13 protein-coding genes are annotated in these 24,831 nt (G+C 65.9%); 3 read left to right on the top strand and 10 right to left on the bottom strand.

What is annotated here, in order from left to right; genetic code table 11:
- Positions 1–219: 219 nt before the first annotated feature.
- The 9 genes from ACFZPT_RS24795 to gspG form a co-directional block, all read right to left on the bottom strand.
- On the bottom strand, positions 220–12,786 hold the full coding sequence (locus ACFZPT_RS24795) for a filamentous hemagglutinin family protein (protein ID WP_099312340.1): 12,567 nt from the start codon (positions 12,784–12,786) through the stop codon (positions 220–222).
- Between the two features lie 183 nt (positions 12,787–12,969).
- Entirely contained in the window at positions 12,970–14,151 is a 1,182-nt protein-coding gene (locus ACFZPT_RS24800) for a substrate-binding domain-containing protein (RefSeq protein WP_034096920.1), read from the bottom strand.
- 345 nt (positions 14,152–14,496) lie between these two features.
- A complete protein-coding gene (gene gspF, locus ACFZPT_RS24805; RefSeq protein ID WP_034138698.1) occupies positions 14,497–15,702 on the bottom strand; it encodes a type II secretion system inner membrane protein GspF in 1,206 nt (401 codons plus the stop codon).
- A complete protein-coding gene (gspE, locus tag ACFZPT_RS24810; protein WP_099312342.1) occupies positions 15,699–17,120 on the bottom strand; it encodes a type II secretion system ATPase GspE in 1,422 nt (473 codons plus the stop codon). Before gspE ends, gspF begins: the two co-directional genes overlap by 4 nt.
- Positions 17,121–17,259: 139 nt before the next feature.
- Positions 17,260–19,578: a type II secretion system secretin GspD gene (gspD, locus tag ACFZPT_RS24815; RefSeq protein ID WP_099312344.1), complete on the bottom strand. Its 2,319-nt coding sequence runs from the start codon at positions 19,576–19,578 to the stop codon at positions 17,260–17,262.
- Positions 19,575–20,087 carry a type II secretion system protein GspM gene (gene gspM / locus ACFZPT_RS24820; protein WP_099312346.1) on the bottom strand — a complete coding sequence of 171 codons (513 nt, stop codon included), beginning with the start codon at positions 20,085–20,087 and terminating at the stop codon, positions 19,575–19,577. The genes gspD and gspM overlap by 4 nt, the downstream gene beginning before the upstream one ends.
- On the bottom strand, positions 20,080–21,144 hold the full coding sequence (gene gspL / locus ACFZPT_RS24825) for a type II secretion system protein GspL (RefSeq protein WP_099312348.1): 1,065 nt from the start codon (positions 21,142–21,144) through the stop codon (positions 20,080–20,082). Before gspL ends, gspM begins: the two co-directional genes overlap by 8 nt.
- On the bottom strand, positions 21,141–22,019 hold the full coding sequence (gene gspK, locus ACFZPT_RS24830) for a type II secretion system minor pseudopilin GspK (RefSeq protein ID WP_158231132.1): 879 nt from the start codon (positions 22,017–22,019) through the stop codon (positions 21,141–21,143). Before gspK ends, gspL begins: the two co-directional genes overlap by 4 nt.
- Before the next feature lie 8 nt (positions 22,020–22,027).
- Positions 22,028–22,477, bottom strand: coding sequence for a type II secretion system major pseudopilin GspG (gspG, locus tag ACFZPT_RS24835; RefSeq protein ID WP_034096914.1), 450 nt, complete (start codon positions 22,475–22,477; stop codon positions 22,028–22,030).
- A 148-nt stretch (positions 22,478–22,625) separates the two neighbouring features.
- Between gspG and gspI the strand changes: the two genes are divergently transcribed.
- Entirely contained in the window at positions 22,626–22,991 is a 366-nt protein-coding gene (gspI, locus tag ACFZPT_RS24840; protein ID WP_099312350.1) for a type II secretion system minor pseudopilin GspI, read from the top strand.
- On the opposite strand, the gene ACFZPT_RS24845 is transcribed toward gspI, so the two are convergent.
- Positions 22,978–23,409: a type II secretion system protein N gene (locus tag ACFZPT_RS24845; protein ID WP_034096912.1), complete on the bottom strand. Its 432-nt coding sequence runs from the start codon at positions 23,407–23,409 to the stop codon at positions 22,978–22,980. The two genes, gspI and ACFZPT_RS24845, sit on opposite strands and share 14 nt — an antisense overlap.
- A gap of 93 nt (positions 23,410–23,502) precedes the next feature.
- Here ACFZPT_RS24845 and gspH point away from each other — a divergent pair, with 93 nt between their 5' ends.
- Positions 23,503–23,955, top strand: a complete 453-nt coding sequence (gene gspH / locus ACFZPT_RS24850; RefSeq protein ID WP_099312352.1) for a type II secretion system minor pseudopilin GspH — start codon at positions 23,503–23,505, stop codon at positions 23,953–23,955.
- Positions 23,952–24,554, top strand: coding sequence for a type II secretion system protein J (locus tag ACFZPT_RS24855; RefSeq protein ID WP_099312354.1), 603 nt, complete (start codon positions 23,952–23,954; stop codon positions 24,552–24,554). Before gspH ends, ACFZPT_RS24855 begins: the two co-directional genes overlap by 4 nt.
- Positions 24,555–24,831 lie beyond the last annotated feature (277 nt).

Below are 24,831 nucleotides of genomic sequence, written 5' to 3' on the forward strand. Positions count from 1 at the left end.
GCCTGCCGCATGCGCGTGATGAGCACCTTGTGGATGCTGTCGAGCGCGTTACACAGGAGAGACGGGAGTGGCCATGGGCTACCGAACTTTTGTCATGAAAGCTTCATTTGGAATTGGGTCGGGGGCATTTACGCGCTGATCACCCAGGGCTGCGCGCCCCAAAAAAACGGGGCGATCATAGATCGCCCCCAAGGTCCATCGAGAGGTTCTTGCACCCCGTCAAAGGCTGATCTGTCTGCGCTCCTCGTCGGTCAACCGCGCCCGCGCCTGTTCGCTCAGCGGCCCGGCACCCAGCACCTGCACAGGGCTGTCGGGGTTGTAGGCCGAGGTTTTCTGCTGCTCCTGCGGCTCACGCGGCACCGGCTCGGAGCCAAAGCTCAACACCTCCACGGTGACGATCGACGCCCGGCTCTGCCTGGCCGCCGCCTGCTGGCTGCGGGCCGCGTCTTCCGCAGCCTGGGAGGCGGCCGCCCCGGCGGCGCTGGCCGAACTCAGGGCGCCGGTATTGACCGTGGCCGTCACCGGCACGCCGCTGGATTTGCCCTGGGTCTGGATATTCGTCGCGTTCACCACTCGCAAGGCGGCGATGTTGACGTTGCCGGACACGCGAATGCCCGCCTCGCCCGCATCGATGGTGCCCAGCGGCGCGATCAGGTCGATATCCCCCGCCGGCACTTCCGGGATCGGGTTCAGGGTGGCGATCCCTGCCCCGGTGCTCGGTACCGACGGCGACAGGCCGACGTTGCCCCAGTTGTCATAGACACGCTTGGGCGGCGTGTACACCACGGTGGTCTTGGAGCCACGGCCGGCGTTGATATCGCCCTGGGCGGTCCAGCCTAGGATCGAGCCGCCGAAGGTGGTCATGATGCGGCTTTGCCCCAGGAGAATGCTGCCCATCGAGTACAGCTGGATATCACCCGCGCCTTGGGTGATCACACCCGCCGTCGACGGTGGCGCCGCGCCTTCGATACCGAAGGTCTGGCTACCGCCCGGAGTGAGCATCTGAATCGCTCCGCCAGCGTTGGTGTGCACACCCGAGCCGTTGAACAGGGTGATATCGCCCTGATACGTGATCGGGTTGCCGGCCACGTCCTTGGTCGGGAACAGCGCTGCAATCGCTGCGCGACCTCGCACGTAACTGCCCTGGCGCACGCCGCCGGCCTGGGTGTATTCACGACCGGCGGCCTTGAGCTCGGCGAAATACACGTCGCGGGCAAACACCCGTTGCTGCTCGGCGGGCAACGCAGCGTAGTAAGCGCGGGCCTGGGCGGTGTCGCCGACAAAGCCGAAGCGCTCGGCGAGCCAACTGACCAATTCATCGTCGTAGGTCTTGGCCACTTTGCCGCTCTGCAAGGATTCACCGGCCTGCGCCTGATTGAGCGGGTTCAGGTAAGCCTCGACGAACCGACTGTAATCCGGCCCGCTGGCGCCCACACCGGCCTGCATAACGATGCTCGCGCCGGGGCGGTTGTCGCCCGGCAACACCGCGCCGAGGCTGGTTACGCTGTGCTCACCGCCGACACCGGTAAGCAGGATATTGCGCCCGGCCGAGACTTCCAGCAGGCCAGGGCCGGCCACCTGGAAGCTGCTGTAGAGAATGTCGCGCCCCGCGGCCACGATGGAGATGTCCTGGGTCGCGTCGTGCATAAACAGGTTATTGCTCGAACGGCCAAACATCATGTCATCGCCGAACGCGCGCCCGCTGCTGACGATATCCCGCCCGGCCAGCATGCGGACCGGGCCGCTGCCTTCGTACCAGGTCTGACCTTCATGCAAGCTGCCAGGGGAGGTGTCGAACCGAATGATCCGGCCACTGCTGACGCCCACTAGGTCGCCGTCCATGGCATAAAACCGCGCGGGCTCACCACGCCCGCCGGTGGATGCGGACGTGGTGCCGGGCCCGAACGCAAATAGCGCACGAGCATCCAGGTTGCCGCTGGCCGACAGGTTGCTCGCCACCACCTGGGTGCCGAGCATGCCCTGGAAGGCCGGATTCCACGGCGTCGCCATGGCACTGCTGGCAGTGCCGGAGCGGCTGACGGTCATGCCGCCGGCGTAGATCGAATCCTGGGCGAGGAACTGCAACTGGCCATTGTCGGCGGGCGCCAATAGCAAGGGGAACATGTAGGTGTTATCGCCGTTGGCCTGGGCCTCGGCCGCTTTACCGTAATACAGGCTGCCGCCGGCGGCGGTGGCCCTGAGGATCGAGGGATACACCACCGCCAAGTCGGGGAGCGCGTCGATGCGGCTGAAGGGCGTGAGGTTGCCGCCCAGAGAAAACAGGTCGATGGCCGTGTCTCGGGTCCACAGCGTAAACCAGCTGGAACCGCCGCCAAGTGAGGCGCCTTGGGCAAACGGCGACACATGGGAGAGCACCACCCGGCCTGGGTCTTCGACGTTCTGCACCACCAAATCACCCAGTGTCTGCAGGTTGAACGTGGCATCACCGGGGACCAGGGTCATGCCGCCACGGGCAACGCCACGGGTCGCGACCTGCGGGTCGAACGCGCGGGTTTCACCCGGGCTTTGGCTGCGCGCCGTGCTGCCGTACAGCAGGTCGACACTGCCCACGGTGGCGCTGCGCAACTGCACGTCGCCGCGCAGGTTGACCAGCACGCCGTCACGGTGGTCCGTGGTGGCGGCCACGCTGGCGGGGTTCAGCGCGCCGCCGATGCGGACACGCAAATCGCCGCCACCGGTCAGCTGCTGGCTGCCATCGGCGGCGATCCGTCCGGTACTGCCGACGGCCAGAACCAAGCCCTGGCTATGGGGGTTCACCTCGGGGCGATACACGCTGTAGCCCAAGGTATCCAGCACCCCGGCGTTGCCGCTCACATTGACGTCCAGGTTGCCGCCGCCCAGGGTGCCGAAGCCGGTGAAACCGAGCAGTTTGTCCGCCGCCGCGGTTGCGGTGTAACTGCCGAAGTTGATCCACCAGGCCGTCGGTTGCGCCGGCCCGCCCGTCGCCACGGCACCGCTGCCCTGGCGCCATAGCCAGTTGCCGACGGCCGCCGAGTCGACCCCGACATCCTTGGGGTTGGGGCGCACGCTGCTGGCTACGCTGCTGGTGATATGCCCGGTCAGGTCACCGCCCACATTCAGGGTCAGATTGCCGCCGGCTTCCGGGTACCAGGCGCGGTACAGACTGGTGGACGAGCCGTTGACGAACTGTTCGAAGAAGCTGCCGGCGTCGTTCAGCACCGTACTGGTCAACGGATCGGCGCCCGCCCGTTTTGCCTTCGGCAGGTTGTAGGGGTCACCGGCGAAGGTGCCGGTCGATGAGGTGCCCGCGGTGTACACGCCGAACAACGAGTCCATCTGCAGGTTGCCCGCGCTCAACAGTTCAAGGTCGCCGCTGCCGGTGCGGATCACACTCCAGCGCGTACTCGACGGCGTGGCGCCGTATTCGGTCTTGCTCTGGGCCGCGCAGTAATCCGGCGCGACGGCGCACAGCTCGTCCACACCCGGCAACTGCAGGCTGGCCAGGAACTCCTCGGTGATCACCCCCCCTACCGGAACCACGATACTGGCCTGTTCCAACAATTCATCGGCCGCTTTCTGAGTCCACACGTAGGTCACTTTCATTGCGCAGTAGTCCGGCGAACTGGCACAGAAATCCTCGATCGAACCCTGGCCCATCGCGTCGAGCAACGATTGCTCGATGGGGTCACCTACCTTGACATCCACACCCGCGCCACTCAGTTCAGCCACCGCCAGGGCGGTCCAGGTCTGAATGCCCTTGCTCGGCAATTGCTTGGCGAACATCCCGTAGTGGTTGTCCGCCAAGTGCATATCGCCGCTGCGCGGATGGGCTTGCAGCAGACGGCTGTCCGCCGCCTCGGTATCGGCGCCCGCCACCAGGCGCAACGACCACGACTGGGTACCTTCGGCCAGCATCGGCGAAATCGCCCAGACCTGCCCGGCAGGGCCGGAAACCCCGACGCGCAGGGCGACCGAGGTCGCATTGTTGGGCAGTTTCACATCGGTCCCAGCCGGGATCAGTGCGCCCTTGGGCAAGGCTTTGCTGCCACTGAGCTGCACCGTGTTATTGGCCGGGTTCGCCTGGTGTATCGCCGGCAGCGGCACACCCTTAGGCCAGGTCATACCGTCCAGTCGGGTGCCTTGGGCCAACAGTGTGCCGGCGCCCAATTGGGTGCCGATCGCCAGGGTCTGCGCCTCACGCAACAAGGTGCCCGCAGCGAGCAACAGGTTGCCGCCGGCATCGCGCACATCGGCCGAGACCACGCTGCCCGCTGGCAATACCAGCTCCTGGCCCAACGTCGCGGCCACCGGCAAGCGGGTGCCGGCGGCCATCGTCAGCGCTTTGATAGGCAGGTCGTAATTCAACGTGCTGCCGGCCGGGAACGCCGTGCCATCGGCTAGGGTCACGCCGTTGCCCGGCACCACGATAGTGCCGCCGCTGAAGTCGACGCCCGGTAGCAGCACCCAGCCTTTGTCATCCTCGGACACCGGCGGTTTGGCGAAGCCATCGTTGAGGCTGCCGTAGATATTCAGGTCGCCGCCGGCGCGCAGGGTCAGGCTGCCGGATTCACCGGAGCCGTAGACCGCGTTGTCCTTGACGCTATGGGGGTTGAGGCTGGCATAGCGGTAGCCGGACAGGTCCAGGTCACCCTGCACCACCAGGTCGCCGTCCTGGGTTTTACTGACGATTTCCACCCCGGGGCGCAGGTGCAAGGCATCGGCGTAGGTGGCGTTGTTCAGGCCGGCGAGTTTGTTATCCAGCAGGTTCTGATTGAGCAGCGCCGCATTGATAAAGGCGTCGCTCAGGGCGTGTTTCTGGTCCAGGTAGCCCTGGGTGATTTCCTGGTACGGCCTGCCGCTGGCGGTCGGGTCGGTTTTTTCCGGCGCATCGTCATAGCGCGCCATGCCGTTGAGGGTGATGGAGCGCGCGCCTTGGATGGCTAACCGCCCGTGAGCGTCGATGGCCACGTCATTGCTGCTGCCATCCGGGTTGATCAGGCGCGGCGCATTCAGCTCCAGGGTGCCGCGCAGGCGCCCGTCGTTGCCGGTGGCGGCAGTGCCGTGGCGCAGGTCGATGCGCACGCCGTCGGCCAGGGTCAGTTGGCCATCGCCGGACCCCAGCACCACCATGGCGCGGTTCGGCGCGTCGATGATCTTGCCGTAGCTGTCCACCCGCAACTTGCTGCCGTGGGCATCGAGCACGGCGCTGCCGTCCAGGGTCAGGCCGTGCTTGCCGGCCAGGTTGATACTGCCGACGCGCTCGCCGCTGGCATCCACCAAGCCAGTGACCCGCAGGCTGCCATTGTCCACCGACACACTGATGCTGCCGGCCTTGAGCCCATCGCCTATGGTCAGGTCGCCTTGTTTGAGTTGGAAACTGCGCGCGCCGAACACCTGGCCCTGGTTCAGGCGTTGGTTGAGGTCGGCGAACTGTTGGTCCAAGGCACCGCTGCTGCCCAGGCGCTGCGCCTGGATCTCCACGCTGCCCGCCGGTTGCGGCATCGAGGTGCCGCCGGCGTTGAAATAGCCACTGCTGCTGCCGAGGATCTTGCCTTGCAGATCGACGATACCGCCCGCCGCATCCGTGGCCACCGCGCGCAATTTGCCGGCCTGGTTATGCTGGGCCGACAGATCGATGGTCGAGCCCGCCGCCTGCAGGATATTGCCGCTGCGGCTGTCCAGCAGCACGTCGCCGCCCCAGCCGTATTGGGTCACGTCGTTGAAGCGCATCGCACGGCCGGCCACATCGATCAGGGCGTCGTCGGTCAGCACCAGATCACCCCGTGTACTGAGGCTGACTTTGCCGCTGGGCAATACCACCGCACTGGCCACGCGCAGGCTGTCGCCTTGCAGGGACAGTTGCGCGCCCTGGCCGTTGGCGTTGCCACGGGGGCCTGACGACGCACCGATGTCAATCGCACCGCCGGCCTTGATGCTGTTCACCGAACCGGCCTCACCGGTCATCAACGGCGTGCGAATGGTCAAGTTGCCACCGCTGTACTGGTAACCGCTGACCGAGTCATAGGCACCCTGGCGCTGGTACACCGACAGGCTGCCTTTGTGGTTGGCGGTAATGCGTTCGCTGGCGTTGAGGTTCACCGTGGCAAAGCCCAGGGCCAACCGGTCGAAGCTTTTCACGTTGCTCGGCTGACCGAAGGCGCCATACCCGAACTCAATGCGCTCGGCGTTGATATCCAGGCGCCCGCTGCCGGTGCCCGCACCGCCCGTTACCACTGCGCCCGGGGCCTGGGTGGCGCCCAGCCAGATCAGATTGGCGGTGTGCAGGGTCGCCACGTCGTTGGCGTCGCCGGCGCCGTACAGCGCCGGAGTGGACAGCATCAGGTTGCTCAGCAGCGATTTGCCGGTCAGCGGGTCATAGGTGTCGAGGCTGGCGTTGCCATACAGGTTGAACCCGTCGCGCGCCGACAGTTGCAGGGTTTCCAAGGCCGGGGCGCCGAGTTGCGTGTCGCCGCGCAGCAGGCGGTCGAGCAGTGCCTGGTTCAGGGTCAAACCGGCCGGCAAGCGGTTGCCGGCGGCCGCCGCGGCCAGGGCTTCGACGCTGCCCAGGTTGATGGTGCTCACGCCCAGGTTGAGGTGACGGGTGCCATAGCGCACTTGGTCGCCCAGTTGGAACGTGCCGTCGGTCAGGGCCACGATACTGCCCTCGGAGTACAGCCCGGTCTGGCCGACGCAAGATTGGGCAGCGCAGGCGCCGATGTTGATCCCCTCGCTGATCACACCGCCGGGCCGCGAGGCGCTGACCACGTTGAGCAAGCCGTTGGACACCCCGAGCATATTGGCGACCTGATAAATAAACCCGTCGCGGGCATCGTAGCTGGCCTTGCCCCGGCCCAAGGTGTTGAGGGAGGCGCCCTGCTCCACCACGATGGCGCCGGTGTCGCTGACCAGGAACACTTCCGGCGCCGCCAGGGTGGCACCGGCCCGCACAGTGATGTTGCTGTTGGCGGCATTCACCCCGCTGGCCAGGCTGATGAAGTTACCCGACTGACCGTAATCCACCACCGTCATGCCGCCGATCATCAACCGTGCGGCACCGATAGCATTGAGGGTGTCGGCTCTGAGGCTAATGCCGCCGAAACCGGCGGTGGCAGACGCCTGCGGCGCCACCACCTCGATACCCAACCGGCTCTGGTCGAGCACCGCGACCGTACCGCCGTAGCCGCCGGTGGCGGCGTCAAAGCGCCCGATACCGTTGAATGAAAACCCATCGGCCCCCGCGCCGGGGCGCAAGGCCAACTTCAGGGTTTTGGCGTCGGCTTCCAGCAGAGGGCGCGGTACGCCCAACCGGGCGGCATCGGCCTTGGCGAACTGGGCGTAACTGGTTTCGTTGTATTGGGAATAGCGGCGCAGGGTGTCCGCCGAGGTCAGGATCAACGGGGTGGCGACGCTGTTGCGGATGCCGGTATGGGCAATCGACAACTGCCCGGAGGTGGCCCACGAGCCGTTGCGCATCAAGGTGGTCGCGTTGTCGCTGCCCAGCCCCGCCAGGCCATTGATCTCCACGCGATAAGCCCCCGGCATCAACGCGTAGGTGGACGGCATCAAGGTGTAGGTGCCGGCCGGCAAGCCCGGCACCCCGGCGCCGATGGTGACCTGTTGGCCCACCAACGGCGCCACGGCACCGCCCTCGGCCGCAACCGGCGCCGCACCCGGCTGCGCCCCCGGCACAATGGCGTAGACCGGGTTGGTGGACAGCCCCGGCAGCACGAACCCGGCACTGGCACCGAACTGCACCAGGGGGTTGTAGCGCGCATCCGTGGAGCCGCCGCGTCCGGAGATAAACCCGGCGCCCAGCAGCTCGCCACCGCCCGACAGATCGACGACCGCCCCCGCCTGCACGGCCACCGACTGGCCGCCCAGAATCACGCCGACGCTCAGGTCGCTGTTGGTATTGACCAATCCGCCCTGCCCGAGAAAGGCCACAGTCTTGCCGTTATAGGTGTAGACCTGCCCGTCCAGGGTGCCGCCATAGGGCAGCACCAACCCCTTGCCGCTCACCGAAGTGACGCTGCCCGGCAGCAATTGCACCTGGCTGCTGCCCATGCTGCCGATATTGATCAAGCCCAGCGGCGCGCGCACCACGCCGCCTTGCTTGACGGTGGCGGCGCCCAGTTGCAGGCGCCCGAACGCCGAATACGGCAACGCCGCCTCCGTGCTGCCGACGCGGCCAAGGGTCAAGCTGCGCAACGGATTAAAGTCCAGGCCCTGGGTAATGGTGCTGGACTCACCGAGGTAGCCGGCAATCACCCGGGCACTGACGTCCGTGGCGGGGTACACCTGCGCCGCGCGCAAGGTCATGTCGCCCTGGGTCAGCAACTGGGTGCTGACGCCGGTGATGATGTCGTTCACGGAAGTCCCCGCCAGAAAGCGCAAGTCGCCCTGGCTGGTCAGGTTGACCTGGTCGAAGCCACGGCGCTCAAGGCTGGCCTGGCTGGCGTCGGCGCGGTACAGACTGCTGCGGTTACCGAAGATCACATTGCCACGCACTTCGACCAACTGCCCCTCGGCGTTGAACTGCGCCTGAGTGGCACGCTGGGACGGCACCGGCAGCACCGGCACCGGACGCACGTAGAAATCCTTGCCGCTCTCGGGGGGCGGCAGATAGCCCGCCAGCAGCAGGTGCGGCGCCGACAGGTCGATGCGTGCCGTGGCGGCGGCGTTGTCGCTCAGGCCATAGCCACGGCTGTACAGACGCAGGCTCTGGCCCATATTCAGGCGGATGTCGCCGTCAAAGCTCAGCAAACCATTGCTCAGCAGCGCGAGGTTATCGAAGCCGCCGGCCTGGACTTGATCCACGCCCAGACGTGCGTGCCCATAGTCCAGGCTATCGGCCGCCGCTTCGGCCGTGCCAGCCAGAGCGCTCGGTGAATGCCCTTGGCCGAGCACCAGTTCACGCACCTTGAGCACCCGGTCAGCGACCCCGGTCTTGGTGTAATACGGACTTTCCAGCGCCAGGTTAAGACTGCCGCCCGCCGCGCCAGCGCCACCGGCCCGGGCCATCACGCTGCCCTCCAGGTACAGGCCGTTGTTGGAGGCCAGGCTGATGCTGCCGCCGTTACTGGCTACCGACACCGTGCCCTGCCCCGGCACTGTCAGCTCGGTTTGGGTGCCGGAGGCGTCCAGTCGTGCGCCGTCGCGGACCACCACAAACAGGTCGCTGGCCTTGGCCAGGCCGGTGTTCAGGTCCAGCGTGCCGCCCAGGCTGATGCTGCCGCCGTCACGCACCACGCCATAACGGCGCCCTTGGCTGTCCACCGCCGTGGCTGCTCGCGCTGCCACGTCGATCAGCGCGTGTTCGCCGACCCAGATCGAGCGGCCATGACCGGCCGCATTCACCGCTTCCGAAGTGGCTGCAGTCAGCCCCTCAAGGCTGACGCTGCCGCCCCAGGCATTGAGCGTGCCATCCATTGTCAACTGACCGACGCTGCGCAAGTTGATGGCCTGCCCAGGATCGACGTTGATCACCGCCCCCTGGCCCACGGTCAAGGCCGTGCTCGCCAGTTGCGCCGCCGTGGCGAATACATTGCCGGCGGTAAGGCTCAAACCGGCGCCGCGACGCTGGGTCAGCACGCCTTTGGCGGCATCTTCCTGATACAGCGGCGAGGTCCACTGCTCCAGGGCCGTGGTCGGTGCGTCGCCGGTCGCCACCGTGGATGCCTGCGCGCCCAATCGATAGGTCGGCAGGCTGACATTCACTTGAGTGCCGTCGGTGACGATCAGCCCTTCGTTGCCGGTGATGTCGTAGGCCGAGAAGCCCTTGTCGAAGAAGTCGCCGGCCAGGTGCAAGGTGTCCGGGTCCATCGCGCCGACACGGTTGCCGATCTGCACCGTGCGCGCCTGCAAGGCCAAGGTGCCGCCGCCATTGACGCCATAACCGCGCACGTCGCCATCCAGGGCCAGAGCGCCGAGGGCGCCCAGGGTCACGTTGCCGCCTTTGCCGCCGATCAGCTTGCCGTCTACTCCCAGGGTGGCCCCGGAGGACACGTCCACCTCGCTGCCGGCCGCCAGATTCAACTGGCTCGAACTGCGCAGCGAAACCTTGCCGCCGTTGATATACGCCAGGCCGCTGCCATTGCCGGGTTCCAGCAGCAGGTTATTCCAGCGCCCGCGGGTATCGAGTTTGACACCCGCGCCCAGCGTGACCTGCGTGCCGCCGGCCAGGGTGGTGTCCTCGACCACGCCGGCCTTGAACGGGTTGACCTGGCTGAGAATGTTGCCGGCGTTAAGGCTGCCGCCGTGGGCCGTGAGGTTGGCATTGATATCGACGCGCGGCCCGAACAGGGTGATGTCGCCGCCGTCGGCCACGCGCAGCGCGCCACTGACGCTGACCTGCTGGCGAGCCGCGACCTTGATGGCGCCCAACGGCGCGGCATTGAGCAGGTCGCTGTCGAGCACGATCTTGCCCTGGCGGTCGGCCGGCAATGCATTGGCAAGGTCCAGGTCATCGGCAATCGCTTGCGTGTCGTTTTCGAGCGTCACCTGATCGGCGTTCGCCCCCAAGGCGTAGCGCAAGGTGCCGTTGGCTTTGTTGTAGAACGGCGTGTACTGGCCCACGATCAACTGCGCGAGCTGGGCCATGGCCTTCTGGGATTGCTGGTAACCGTCCAGGTTGGGCATGGGCGCCTGAGTCTGGCGATCGCCTTGGAACACATCGCTGATCAGGCGGCCTTCCAGCACCGCGCTGGAGGTGCCGACCACCAGTTTGCCGGCGTCCCGGCCCACGGTGTACCCGGCCTCATTGCGGCCTTGGGGGGCGATCAGCGGGTTGTAGTAATACTCGGTCTGGCCCCAGCGCACGCTAGTGTCTTCGTAACCCTTGTAGATACCGGAATAGAGAATGTCGCCGGGCGCTTTGGACAGCTCGTACAAACGGCGATTCGGCCCTTTGAGCCAGGTCTGGCGGATATAGCCGCCTTGCACGTCCACGGTGCCGCCCGACAGATTGATCTGCGCGCCCTGTTGGGTCACCGCTTCCTTGCCGGTAAAGGTCACGGTGCCGCCCTGGGCCATCCATTCACCCACCGAATGGCCCTGGGTGCCGAGGTAACCGCCGACTTCCAGCAGGCCACCGGCGGTGTACCAGCGGTCGGTGGTGTAGCCGTTGGTGCCGGCGGGCACAAACACCAGGTCGCGAAGGTCGACCCACACATCACTGTTGATCAGTTGGCCGTTGTCGCGGTTGACCGACGCATCGCGCTGCTCGTTACCCTGCACGTTGATCTTGATGTTGTTGGCTTCCATCGCCACCTTGACGCCGACGGCCCCCGATACATCGATCATCGCCCCGTCGCGCACCAGGCTGCGCTGGCCGGCACTGACGGCCACCTGGCCGCCGGTGGCGAGGGTGATCGAGCCCTTGCGGAAATCCACAGTGCCGCCGCTGACGATCTCGATCCGTGACTGGTCCGTGCGGTCGACTACCGCGCTGAGGTGGTTGAACGCGCCGCCGATCAAATTGGCGGGGCTGCCGTCGAGTTTGATCAGGCCATCGTCTTTCTGACTGTTGAGTGCGGTGCTGCCACTGGCGTCCAGCAGGATCGCGGTGGTGCTGCCCTCCCCCAGGCTGACGCTGCCGCTGCTGTCGCTGGCCGCGTTGAGCAAGTGCACGGTGCCGCGGGTGTCCACCGAGGTGCTGGCCAGGGCCACGCCGTTCTGCTGCACCTGATGGCCGGTCAGGGTGACGTCGCCGGTGGACGCCATGATCAGGCCGCTGTTGGTCACCGCACCCGCCGTGCTGCCCGCCTTGAGGCTGGTGGCGACTTCATTGCCACGGGTGGTGGAACGCTCGTTACCCGCCGTGCCCACGCCTTTGCGGATGTAGAAACTGTCACCGGCCGCCAAGGTAGTCTGGCCCTTGGCGGTGATGATGGTGCCGGCGTTTTCCACGTCGCTGCCCAGCAGCAAGGCATAGCCGCCGGCGTCGGTGGAGGTGGCGGCGTTGTGGGTCTGGATCAATGCGCCGCGCTGCACCTGAACCTTGCCCGCCGCGTCGGTGAATGTCGGTTGGGTGCCATTGGTGTCGACATACAGGCCGCGCTGGGTGAACTGTTCATCGGTGATGTTCGCCGCCGCCGCTACCAGGTTGCGCACGTTGACCTGGCTGGTGCCGCTGAACACCACACCGTTACGGTTCATGATCATCACCGTCCCGGCGCCCTTGATCTGGCCCTGGATTTCGCTGGGGCGAGCCTGGGCGTCGTTGACGCGGTTGAGTACTGCCCAGGTGGACTGCTGCTGGAAGTCCACCGTGGTGTTGCGCCCGACGTTGAAGGTTTCCCAATTGAGGATCGCCTTGTCGGCGGTCTGCTCGATGCTCACCGTGGTCTTGCCGCCGGCCTGGGTCTGGGTCGGCGCCTTGGCGTTGGTCCAGCCCTGGGTCAGGCTGTTGTCCACTTGCAGGCCGCCTTTGCCCAGGCCATCGGGAATCGTCGACACCTGGCCGAACGCCGCTTGCCGGCCGGCGGCCTGAGCGGCCTGCTGCGCCGCAATCGCCGCGACGCTGGTGTTCAGGGTGCTGATGGAACGCGCCAACTGCTGATTGACCCGCGCCTGCTGGTTCAAGGTCGGCACCGACGGCATTTGCCCGGCAGTGATGCGCGCCGCCGTGGTCGCCTGGGTCGCCCCCTTGGCCGCGAACCAGGCCGGACTGAACGCCGTCGCCGCCGAGGCGTTGCCCGCCACCACCCATAAGGCGATGACCTGCGCCAGCGGCTTGAGACGCAACACAGTCTGGGCCCGTGAGCCCTGGGCATTCAGCTTAAGCGTGGGTTTGCAGCGGACCATCGGGACACTTCCTTCTTTGTTATCGCCAGGAGCAACACAGGCTCACGTATGAGGGTTAGGCGGTTGGCGAGGGGCCGGACTGAACTTCTGTCACGCAAAGTTCATATACGGCTGTTAGCGCAAAAAAAATCAGCAACGGCACGGGCCGTTGCTGATCGGTAAAGCGGTGCTGAACAGCGGGGGTTACAGCGGACGACCGATGGCGTTGCACACGCTGGTGTTGCCGATGCCTTGAGCGCTGGTGGCAGTGGCGAAGGTGTCACGCACGGCTTTTTTCCAGTTCGCTGGCAGCGGCACGAAGCGGTTGTTGTTGATGGCGGTGTCGTTGTTCACCAGGCTGCCGTAGTGGCGGTTGAAGAAGCCGCGCACTTGGGTGGTCTGGGTCGCATCGGCGTAGCACTGGCTGAAGATCAGGTTGGTGAAACCCAGGATCGGGTAGCCGCTGGAAGGGTAAGCGAAGGTGGCTGAGCCGCTGGCCGTGGCCGCGAAGACCGGTACCCAGTTGTCCTGGTTGGTCGCGTCGATGAACGAGCCGTCAGCCCGTGCTTCGGTGGGCGCAGGAATCTGGCCGATGGCGGTCGACACGTTGGCAGGCGCAGGGGAAACACCGGCGACTTTGGCGACTTTGGTGGCGTCATCCAGGCCGGCCAGAGTGGTCGCGGCGTAATCCGGGCTCATGTAGGTGATACGTCCTTGCGCTGCATTCAGCGCATCCATCACGCCCTGGCTACCGGCGGCGGCAACAGCAGTCGACGGCAGGCCACCACCGTAGCTGGACGAGAACGTGGTGGTCACGGCGAACGGTTGAGCTTCGGCGCACTTGGCGTTCAGGAAGCGCGTGAACAGTTCAGTGGTGCCGCTGGACTCGCTGCGATACACCAGGGTGATCGGGCCGGTGCGGCCAGCGCCGGTGATCTGGCTCCAGTCGGTCAGGCGGCCGGAGAACACGCCGCACAGTTGGTTGACGCTCAAATCGACAGCGTTGGTGCCCGTTTTGTTGAATGGAATCGCCACCGACGTGGCCACCGACGGCACCTGGATTAATTTGCCCCAGGTCGGTTGCTTGTTGGTTTTGTAAGCCAGCAACTCAGCGGCGCTCAGCTTGGAATCGCTGCCGGCCCAGTGCACGTTCTTGTTAGTCACGCCGGCCACGAACTTGGTGTAGTCGTTGTTCAGGAACGCCGACTTGCCGTTGCCGCTGCCCACACCGATGTAGGGTGCGAAGCCGGTGGTGAGTACGCCAGCGGTCTGGTACAGCGGTTGTGGCAGCGTGGCGCCGCCGCCGTTGATGTCCGCCATGGCCGCCTGGGCCGAGCACAGTGCAGCGAGGGTCATGGATACCGCGAGAACGTTGCGCTTAAACATGAAGAATCTCCTTTCATCGTGTTTGTACGTTTGAGGTAGATGGCTCTTGCATGACGCCATGGCTTCGGACCCAGGCCGTGTTCCGGGGGTGGCGAAGGCGGAGGCCATGGGTAGGAAATTTCGCAGCATCCGATGACAGCTAAAGGAAAAAACCTCGGGAGAAAGCGCTTGATTTTGAAAAAGATTCTCGGGTGTTTCGGTCATCGTTTTGAGCGGTTTGGGCGCCGCCGAGCGCAATGGTTTTCGCCACTGGCCGCAGGGCCATGCACGGGGTTGAAAGATGACGGAATGAGGAACCCGAGCTTGGCCCCGCGCCATCGGGAGCCAGGCAAAACCCGGCGCGTATCAGGTGACCAATTGGTTGATTTCGATGATCGGCAACAGCACCGCCATCACGATCACCAGCACCACCGCGCCCATCACCACGATCATCAGCGGCTCCAGCAGCGCGGTCATTCCCATGGCGCGACGTTCGATGTCCTTGGACAGGGTTTGCGCGGCGCGTTCGAGCATCGGCGGCAGCGACCCGGTTTTTTCGCCACTGGCGATCAGGTGGATCAGCACCGGCGGAAAGACTTTCTCCACCGCCAGCGCCGGCGCCAGGTTGACCCCTTCGCGCACCTTGGCCGTGGCGTCGCTCACGCATTGGCTCAGGCGCTCGTTGGACAGGGTTTGCCGCGCCGCTTCCAGGGCGCGCAGCAACGGCACGCCGGCACCGCCGAGGATGGCCAGGGTCGAGGCAAAGCGTGCAGTGTTCAAGCCCAGCACGAAGCGCCCGATCAGTGGCAAGCGCAGCACGCGGCTATGCCAGTTGAGGCGCGCCAGCGGATTGCGCAGGTATAGGCGCCAGCCCCAGAACGCACCGACCAGGCCGCTAAAGCACAGCCAGCCCCAGGCGCGAATGAAGTCGCTGGCGTTGAGCATGGCCAGGGTCAGCCCCGGCAGGTCCTGGCGTGCCTGGGAGAACGCGCTGACCACCTGGGGCACCACGTAGCTGAGCAGGAAGATCACGATGCCGATGGACACCAGCCCCACCACGCCGGGGTAGATAAACGCGGTGAGGATCTTGCCCCGCAGGTTGTTGCGCTCTTCGATGTAGTCGGCCAGACGCTCCATGACCTGTGCCAGGTCGCCAGACTCCTCCCCCGCCGCGATCAGCGCGCGGTAAATCGACGGAAAATCCCGTGGCCGCGCAGCCAGGGCATCGGCCAGGCGCATGCCGCCGCGCACATCGGTGCGTACCGCACTGAGGGTCTGGGCGATGTGTTTTTTCTCGGCCTGCTCCACCGTGGCGCTCAAGGCCGCTTCCAGGGGCAGGCTGGCACCGAGCAGGCTCGCCAATTGCCGGGTGGCCCAGGCCAGGTCGTTGTCGGAGAGCTTGGCAGTGAACAGGCCGCCGCCTGCCGTTGCCGGGGTTTGCTCCTGTAACGCCAGCACGGTCAGGCCGCGACCGCGCAACAGGCTGAAGGCCGCGCTCTGGCTGTCGGCTTCGGTTTGCCCGGTCTCGATGCGGCCGCTGGCATCGGCGGCTTCATAGCGATAGCGATTCATCCGGCGTCCCGGGTCACGCGCAGGATTTCTTCCGGCGCGGTGGTGCCGCTGCGCACCCAGCGCTCGCCGTCTTCGCGCAGGCTGAACATGCCGGCGCGGCGTGCCGCCACTCGCAGGTCCTGTTCCCCGGCACCTTGATGGATCAGCCCGCGCACCGCATCGTCGACATAAAACAACTCATGGATCCCCGTGCGTCCGCTGTAGCCCACCTGATTGCACTGCGCACAACCCACCGGGCGCCAGGTGCCCGGCGCGGTCGGGTCCGGCTGCTTACAGTGCGGGCACAGCCGCCGCACCAAACGCTGGGCCAACACCCCCAGCAACGACGACGCCAACAGAAACGGTTCCACGCCCATGTCCACCAGGCGGTTGACCGCCGACACCGCGTCGTTGGTGTGCAGGGTGGCGAGCACCAGGTGCCCGGTCAGCGAGGCTTGCACGGCGATCTGCGCGGTTTCCAGGTCACGGATCTCACCGATCATGATGATGTCCGGGTCCTGGCGCAGGATTGCGCGCAGGGCCAGGGCGAAGGTCATGTCGATCTTGGCGTTGACCTGGATCTGGCTGATGCCCGGCAGGTCGTACTCCACCGGGTCTTCCACGGTGAGGATATTGCGCGTGCTGGCGTCCAACCGCGCCAGGGCGGCGTAGAGGCTGGTGGTTTTGCCGCTGCCGGTGGGGCCGGTCACCAACACGATGCCGTGGGGTTGGCGGATCAGCGTATCGAGGCGCGCCAGCAACTGCGGGTCCATGCCCAGGGTTTCCAACTGCAAGCGCCCAGCCTGTTTGTCGAGCAGGCGCATCACCACGCGCTCGCCGTGGCCGGTCGGCACCGTCGACACGCGGATATCAATCGGCCGCCCGGCCACGCGCAGGGCGATACGGCCGTCCTGGGGCAGGCGTTTTTCGGCGATGTCCAGCTGCGCCATGATCTTGATCCGCGACACCAACGCGCCGTGCAACGCCTTGCGCGGCGACACCACGTCGCGCAGGGTGCCGTCGACGCGGTAGCGCACCACCGAGTGGCTTTCATAGGGTTCGATATGAATATCGCTGGCCTCGTCCCGCGCAGCCTGGGTCAGCAAGGCGTTGATCATGCGGATCACCGGCGCGCCGTCCTGGGTGTCGAGCAGGTCGGTGATCTCGGGGATGGCCTGCATCAGGCGGTCGAGGTCGACTTCGTTTTCCGCCGCGCCCACCACCGCGGCGGCGCTGCCGGTGTCGGCATAGGCAGTGGCGAGCAGGCCGTTCAGTTCGTCGTCGCGCACCTGCTCCACGGGCGACTCGCCGAACTGGCGGCGCGCTTCACTGATGGCCCAACCGGGTGTCGAGGGGCACACGGTGAGCAACATGCCGCTGTCGCCGTGGCGCAGCAGGATGCGTTGGGCCTTGGCCCAGGCGTAAGGGAGAAGGCTCACAAGGCATCTTCCTGACCGAGCACGGTGCAAATGTGGGAGCGGGCTTGCCCGCGATAGCGGTGGATCAGTTTGTACATCTGTGGCTGACACACCCTCAGCGGGGGCAAGCCCCCTCCCACATTTGGATCTTCATTTAAATTCATGGTCGTGCGCCCACCGGCACTGCGCGGATAGCAGCCCTCGGCCCCGGCTGCGCGCCCGGAATCGCCTTCTCCACCGCCGGCAACTGCGGCGCCTGCACGTCCGGCATGGCCCAACTGTGTTCCGGTTGCAATGCGCCCTGGGCGCGGCGCATGAAGTTGTAGCGGTTCACGGTGATGCTGCGCCCGGCGCCGCTGTCGCGGATGATGTAGGGCCGCAGGAACACCATCAGGTTAGTCTTGTTGACGCTGCGCTTTTGATTGCGGAACAGCGCCCCCAGCCCGGGGATATCCGACAGCCACGGCACCGCGTCGTTGCTTTGGCTGTAGCCGTCCTGCAACAGACCGCCGAGCACCATGATCTGCCCGTCATCCAAGAGGATGCTGGTGTCGATCGCGCGCTTGTTGGTCACCGCGCCGGCACTCACGGTTGCCCGCGCATCCAGGCTGCTGACCTCTTGATAGATATCCAGCTTCACCGTACCGCCTTCGGAAATCTGCGGGCGTACGTTGAGCTTGAGCCCGACCTCTTCGCGCGTGACGGTCTGGAACGGGTTGTTGCTGGTGCCTCCGCCGCCGGTCACATAGCTGCCGGTGACGAAGGGAATGGTCTGGCCGACGAAAATACTCGCGGCTTCGTTGTCCAGTGTCAGCAGGTTCGGCGTGGACAGCACATTGGTGCCGCCTTTGCTTTTCAACGCACGGGCCAGCACCTTGAGGTCCAGCACTTTGCCGATCCCCGGGATATCCACGGTGCCGTCCACCAGGCCGATATTCAGGCCCTTGGGCAGCACGTCGATAGTGGTTTTGCTGGCGGGGCTGCCATTGATACCAGTGCCGCCCAGGTTGACCCCGCCAAACGCGCCGTTGCCCCCCAGGTTGCCGGCCTGCCATTGCACGCCAAACTCGGTGGCGTCATCTTCCCCCACCTCGACGATGAGGCTTTCGATCACCACCTGGGCGCGGCGCTGATCGAGCATGTCGATCACCTCGCGCAGGTTGCGGTACAGCGGGTCCGGCGCGGAGATCAGCAAGGTGTTCGTGGTAGCGTCGGCCTGGATGGTCACCCCGCCGGCACTGAACGCGGTGTTTTGATCGCTGGCGGCGCTGGTGCCGCTGGTTGCGGTGGTGGCCGCGCCGGTTTGCCCATAGACCGGCTGCACGCTGCTGCCGGTGGGCGTGCCGCTGCCGGTCTGGGCTGCACCGCCGGCTGTCGTGTTCAGGCTATTGCCGCCCATGGCGCTGAGCTTGTTGCGCGCTTCATCACTGACCCCCGACTCACTTTCGCCGGTCAGCAACCCGCGCAACGACTGCGCCAGTTTGCCGGCCTGGGCGTTGCGCAAATACACCACATGCATATTGCTGGGGTTGCTCTGGGCGTTGTCGAGTTTGTAGATCAGGTTGCGCGCCAGCTCGGTGCGCTCGGGGCTGCCGGCGCGGATGATGATGGAGTTGGACCGCGGGTCGCCCACCACATTGATCTTCTGGGTGGGGTCCGCGCCCTGGGTCTCCAACAGTTCGGCTACCATGGCCGCGATGTCCACGGCGATGCCGTTCTGCACCTGTACCACATCGGTGTCGATGGCACTGGGGGTGTCGATACCGCTGATGATCTGCGCGACGCGCGCGAGGTTATCGGCGTAATCGGTGATCACGATGCTGTTATTGCCGGGGTATGCGTTGATCGGGTTGTTTGGCGACACGATCGGGCGCAGCACCGGGATCAGGTTGACCGCGTTCTCATATTGCAGGCGAAAGGTGCGGGTCTGCATGCCGCTGCTGCCGGCGCTATAGATCGGCCCGCCGAGCAGCTTGGCATCCGCCTCCGGCACCACTTGGGCCACGCCGCCCACATCCACCACGCTGAAACCCTGCATGCGCAGTGCCGCCAGCAGCATGTCGTAAGCCTGATGGGCCGGCACCTGGCCTTCGCTGACCAGGGTCAGGTTGCCTTTGACCCGAGGGTCCACCAGGAATTGCTGGCCGGTGGCACGGGACAACGCGCGCACCACCGCCTGGATATCGGCATCGACAAAGTTGAGCTGCACCGGCTGGTCCCCCAGCGGGTTGCGCACCTTCACGGTGGCCGGGGCCTGGCCACGGGCGCTGCTGGTCACCGCGTGCTTGACCGGGGGCCTGGCGGCCGGCTCGCGTTGGCGATCCAGAGCGGTTGCACCGCTACGGCGAGTGTCGGCCAAGGGCTGGCCGAGTTCGCTGTCCACCAGCAAGGGTTTGTGCGCCTCCTGGGAACTGCACGCACTGAGGGCCAGCAACAGCAGCGGCGCAACGGTGCGAAACGGGGGGACTGACCACTTCATGAAGCGTCCTTAGCGCCAAGCGCCTGATCCATGCGAACGGTCCCGGACACAGTGCCGGCCGAGTTGTCGACAGCATCCTCGGCACGTTGTAGACGCGCCTCGGACACCTCCAGAGAAAACGTGCGTACATTGCCCAGCAGCCAGCCCAGCGCCGCGTCGGCCGGGGCATTGTCGAAGGTCAGGCGCCATGCGCCGGGGTCCAGCGGCTGCAATTGGTAATGGCCGTGCAGACCGGCGCCATCAAGGGCCTGGCGCAGCGCATTGTCGTCGGCGACCTGGGGTGCGGCGATATCCTGCAGCAGCAACTGCAGGGCTTCGGCCTGGGCACGCAGCTTGGGGGTTTCGGCCTGCCAGTAAGCGATTTTTTTCAAGGCCGGCTGCACCAGCACCAGCCAGGTCAACAGGCTGGCCAGCAGCAGCCCGGCACCGATCAGCAGGCGTTTTTCACGCTGGGCCAGACCGGCCCAGAACACCTGGGCCTGACCGCGCACGCGCAGCCACTTATTCATCGCTGGCCTCGGCGTTCTCGACAGGTTGTGCGGGGCCGATGCTCCAGCCCTGCTCATCGCGCGTGGCGGCAAACCCGGCCTGGGCCAACGCCGCTTGCCAATCCCCCGGCTGCGCGGGCTGACGACTGCCGGCCAGCAGCGCCAGGTTCAGGCGGCCTTGCTCAAAGGTCAATTGCTCAACACTGCCGACCATAAACGGCAGGTGGTTGCCGACCAGTTGCAGCAAGGCGCTGAAACGTGGGCCGGTGTCCGTACCGCCCTGGCGCGCGGCCAATTGTTGTCGCGCCTGCTGCAAGGGGTTGAGCACCACCGGCAATTCGGGAAACGCCTGGCGCACTTGCTGGCTCATCTGCGTCTTGAGCCGTTGGCCCTCGTCCGCCTGGCGGGCAGCGTACAGGTTGAGGCCGAGGGTCCAGAGGGCGACGGCCAGCGCGACGCACGCCAGCGCCCTACCCCAGCCGGCGCCCGACGGTTGGCTTGGGCGCGCCTGCAAGCCCCAGCCGGGCAGCGCACCGCTCCAGCGCTGCGCGGGCTCCAGCGGGGGCGTCGCCAGTGGCGGCAAGCCCAGCGGATGCACCGTCGCCAGGTGCAGGCTGTCACGATTCAGGCCGTAGCCGTCCTCTAACGCTGCGCCGCCCACCGGCAAGGCATAGGGCGCCGGATACAGACCGCGCAGCTTCAGTTGCGCCTGACTCAACACTTGAGCCAACCGCGCCAACCCGGCCTTGGGCACCCAGCCCACCTGCACGCGCCCGTCGCTGCCCCGTGGGCCGTGAGCGACGTGCATCTGCTCCAGCGGCCCCAGCACCAGCGCCTGCGCCGCGCAGGTCACCGCTGCATGGGTTTTGCTCGGCGGCAGCGGCGGCAGATCCAGACAGGTCAGCAGGCTGTCACGCGGGTGCAGAAAACAATCCAAGGGCTGGCGAGTCTTGCCCAGTTCGGCCAGGCTGGCCTGCCCGTGGGCCACCACCGCGCCACGTTCAAGCCAGGCGAAGGTCACCGGGCTGTCGACACTCAGTTGGTCGAGGGGCGGCAAGCCGATACGCAGGCGCTTCATGCCCCCACCCGCGACCAGATCACTTGGGGCTGGCGATTTTCTGGGCGGTGCAGCAAGGCATCGAGGGTTACCCGGCGCTGTTCGCGGCGGGTCTGGCCTTGCAGGCGAAACCACTCACTGGTGATGCCCACCAGCACCGACTCCACCGCCACCTGGGGCAAGTGCAGGCGGTTGACGAAATCGCCACGGTTGATAAACCAGCGCCCGCCGTCCCGTTCGGCCACCAGCGCCTGGGCTTGGCTCAGGCTCAAGCCCGGTACCACCGCGCTGAGCACTTCGGCGCGGGCGGTGTTGCCGTTGACCCAGGTGACCCCGGGCAACACGCTGACAAACCCCTGCATGCGCTGTAACAGCAGCGGGTCGAGCCCTTCCACACCACTCAGGTCGTCAAGGCTGCGCAGCATCGGGTACTTGGCTGGTTGCTCGGTTTGGTCATACGAGGCGATCACCCGCTGACTGATGCGGCGACTCAACGCCCCGTCGACGCCGATCAAGCCGCACAACCGTTCGAAGTTCTGCACCTGCTCGGCATCCGGCCGCCCCCGGTTGACCAGATTGCGCAGGTTGAACTTGCCCTGCTCGTCTTCCAGGCGCCCTTCAAATAGGCCTTTTTGAGCACGCGCCCACGGTTGGTCGAGACGGGTCAGCACGTCCTTCTGACGCGCCTCCCATAGCCGCTGCCGACTGTCCTCCAACGCACCAAGCAATAACCACTGGCCCTGGATACGCAATTGCTCGGCCTCCAGGCTGCGGGTGAACACGCGCTGGCGCGTCAGCAGACCGGCGGCAATCACCGCCACCACCGCCGCGATCAGCAAGGCGCTGATAATCGCCATGCCGCGCTGCTTCGCCGTCATGGGCGAATGCCGTTTCATGGCGGGCCTTACAACTGCCAGGAGCCGATATCGGCATTTACACCGTCGCCATCGGGTTGGCCGTCGGCGCCCAGGGAGAACACGTCGATTTCACCATTGGCACCCGGGTTGAGGTAGTGATACGGGTGGCCCCAAGGATCGTTGGGCAAGCGGTCGAGGTAGGCGCGCCAGTTGCTGTTCTTGGCATCCGCCGGGCGCTCCACCAGCACTTTCAGGCCCTGGTTCATGCTCGGGTAAGTGCCGTGATCGAGGCGATAGAGCTTCAGCGCCTGCATCAACCCGCCGATGTCCTGCCGGGCGGCGGTGGCGCGGGCCTGGTCCGGACGGTCGAGCACTTTGGGCACCACCATTGCGGCGAGAATCCCGAGGATCACCACCACCACCATGATCTCGATCAGGGTAAAACCACGCTGGCCGCGAGGGCTGGGCAGTGGGCAGGTCAGGCGCGCGATATCCATCTCGACATTCCTTGGGGTGAGTGCAGTTCGGGGCGCAGTGTTGCAAGAAGACATGTCAGTCGTATTGAAAATCCTCGGGAGTTTCGGTCGCCAATCGGTCAACTCGCCGCGCTAGTCTGCGGGCCTGTTTCCGGGCTTGGAGAGCGCCATGCACGGCTATCGCCACGCACAAGGTTTTACGTTGATTGAAGTGCTGGTGGCGCTGGCAATTATCGCCGTGGCCATGGCCGCCGCCGTGCGCGTGGCCGGGGTGATGACCCAGAGCAACGGCCTGCTGCGGGACAAGTCCATGGCTTTGCTCGCGGCGCAGAGTCGCCTGGCGGAGCTGCGTCTGGAGGGGCAACTGCGCAGTGGCAGAAAGACCTTCGACTGCGATCAGGGTCGCTTGAAATTACGCTGCGAGCAGACCATCGATCGTGCGGGCCCGCTGTATCAGGTGCAGGTGCAAGTACTCGACGCCAGCCACGAGGCGCCACCGCTGGCGCGCCTGACCACCCAGGTCAGGGACGAGTGAGCGGCGCCAGCGCCGGCGCATCCGGCAATTTGTTCATCTTGACCTGCAGGGTTTCGCCGCCGCGCTCGATCTGCACCGCGTCGCCTTCAATGAGCGTCAAGCGCACCCCTGGGGCGAGGCGTTCGCCCACCTGGAAACTGCGCGGCGGGCCGTCGTTGAGGCTGAGGATCGCCACCGCGCCACGGGCCCCGGCCAGCACCCCGGTGACCTTGACCTGCACCGCCGTCGGCGTGGTGGAGAACCATTGCAATGCCGGGTTATCGCTGCGCGCCGCCAGGGCCTGGGGCGTGGCAGCGGGCGTATGGGATTCGGCGGACGTGAGCAACAGCGGCGTCCACACCACCACCGCAGCCAACGCGGCCAGCAGCGCGCCGACCTGCACGCCGTGGGCTGCGCAAAGACGCAGGGAAATTGCCATGAGCGGGACCTCCTGTTTGTCCGTGCCATCAGCCTACCGCGCAATTCGCACGTTTTTATTTCACAAACACCCTGACTTACCGGGCACCGACCGATGAACCAACGCGGCTTCACCCTGATCGAGCTGATGGTGGTGCTGGTGATCATCGGCATCGCCAGTGCCGCCATCAGCCTGAGCATCAAGCCCGACCCGCTGCACCTGCTGCGCCAGGACGCCGAACGCCTGAGCCAATTGCTCCAAGTGGCCCAGGCCGAAGCCCGCGCGGACGGTCGCCCGATTACCTGGCGCGCGGACGCCAAGGGCTTTCGCTTCAGCCGCCGCAGCGACGATGGTTTAAGCCTGGACACCTTCCAAGGCGACCCTCAATTGCGCCCGCGCCCGTGGCAAAGCCCCCCCATGCACATCGATATCGAGCCCCGCCAAACCCTGGTGCTTGACGCCGAATGGATCAACCCGCCGTTGCGAGTGCTGCTTTCCAACGGGCAACACCGCCTCAGCCTGCAACGGGACGCCGCCGGTGTGCTGCGCGTGGTGAGCGCACCATGAACCGCGCGCAGCAAGGCTTCACCCTGATCGAAGTGATGGTGGCGATTTTGCTGATGGCGGTGGTCAGCCTGATCGCCTGGCGCGGCCTGGACAGCGTCACCCGCGCCGATCAACACCTACAGGCAAGCACCGAACAGACCGAAGCATTACTACGGGCCTTGAACCAGCTTGAGCGCGACATCAGCCTGCGGGCCAGCGTGGAATTGAGCGTTCCGACGGACGAAACCAAGACCCCGGACGGACTGGCCGCGCTGACGGTGCGCAGCTCCGACACCAAGGGGTTCAGGCTAGAGGTGATCCGCAGCGCCGCCATCCCCGGCACTGGCCTGCAACGGGTGCGCTGGTGGCTCAAAGGCGACGACCTGTACCGCGCGGCCGCGCCGGCACGCGCGCGCTTTCCATTGCCGGCGGCCAAGAATGGGGTGCTGGTATTGAGTGGCGTCAGCGACTTGCAAGTGCGGGTATGGGAAGCCGATAAAGGCTGGCGCCAATTGAGCGGCAACCGCCGCGATGACCCGTTGGGGCTGGAGATCCGACTGGTCAGGCAGACACCTCAAGGCGTGGAACGCTATCGCCAGGTGGTGGGGCCGTTGCGGTAGCGTTTCTGCCCAGCAAGAGCAAACTTTGGGAGGGGGCTTGCCCCCGATGAAGGCGTGTCAGCTGATACAGGTATGGCTGACCCACCGCCATCGGGGGCAAGCCCCCTCCCACAGTTAAATTCCTCTCGGCCACCAACCGGTGGCTCGGTGCATTTGGCTCCGATAGCCCCTACACAGGTTTCAAAGGTTGAGCTAACTCTGTGGTGAGCGGGCTTGCCCCGCGCTGGGCTGCGAAGCGGCCCCAAACCGAGGCACTTCGGTGTGTCAGCTAAACCAC

Origin of the sequence: Pseudomonas sp. MD330_10, assembly GCF_042610415.1 — a bacterium.
GTDB classification, from domain to species: Bacteria; Pseudomonadota; Gammaproteobacteria; order Pseudomonadales; family Pseudomonadaceae; genus Aquipseudomonas; species Aquipseudomonas rhodesiae.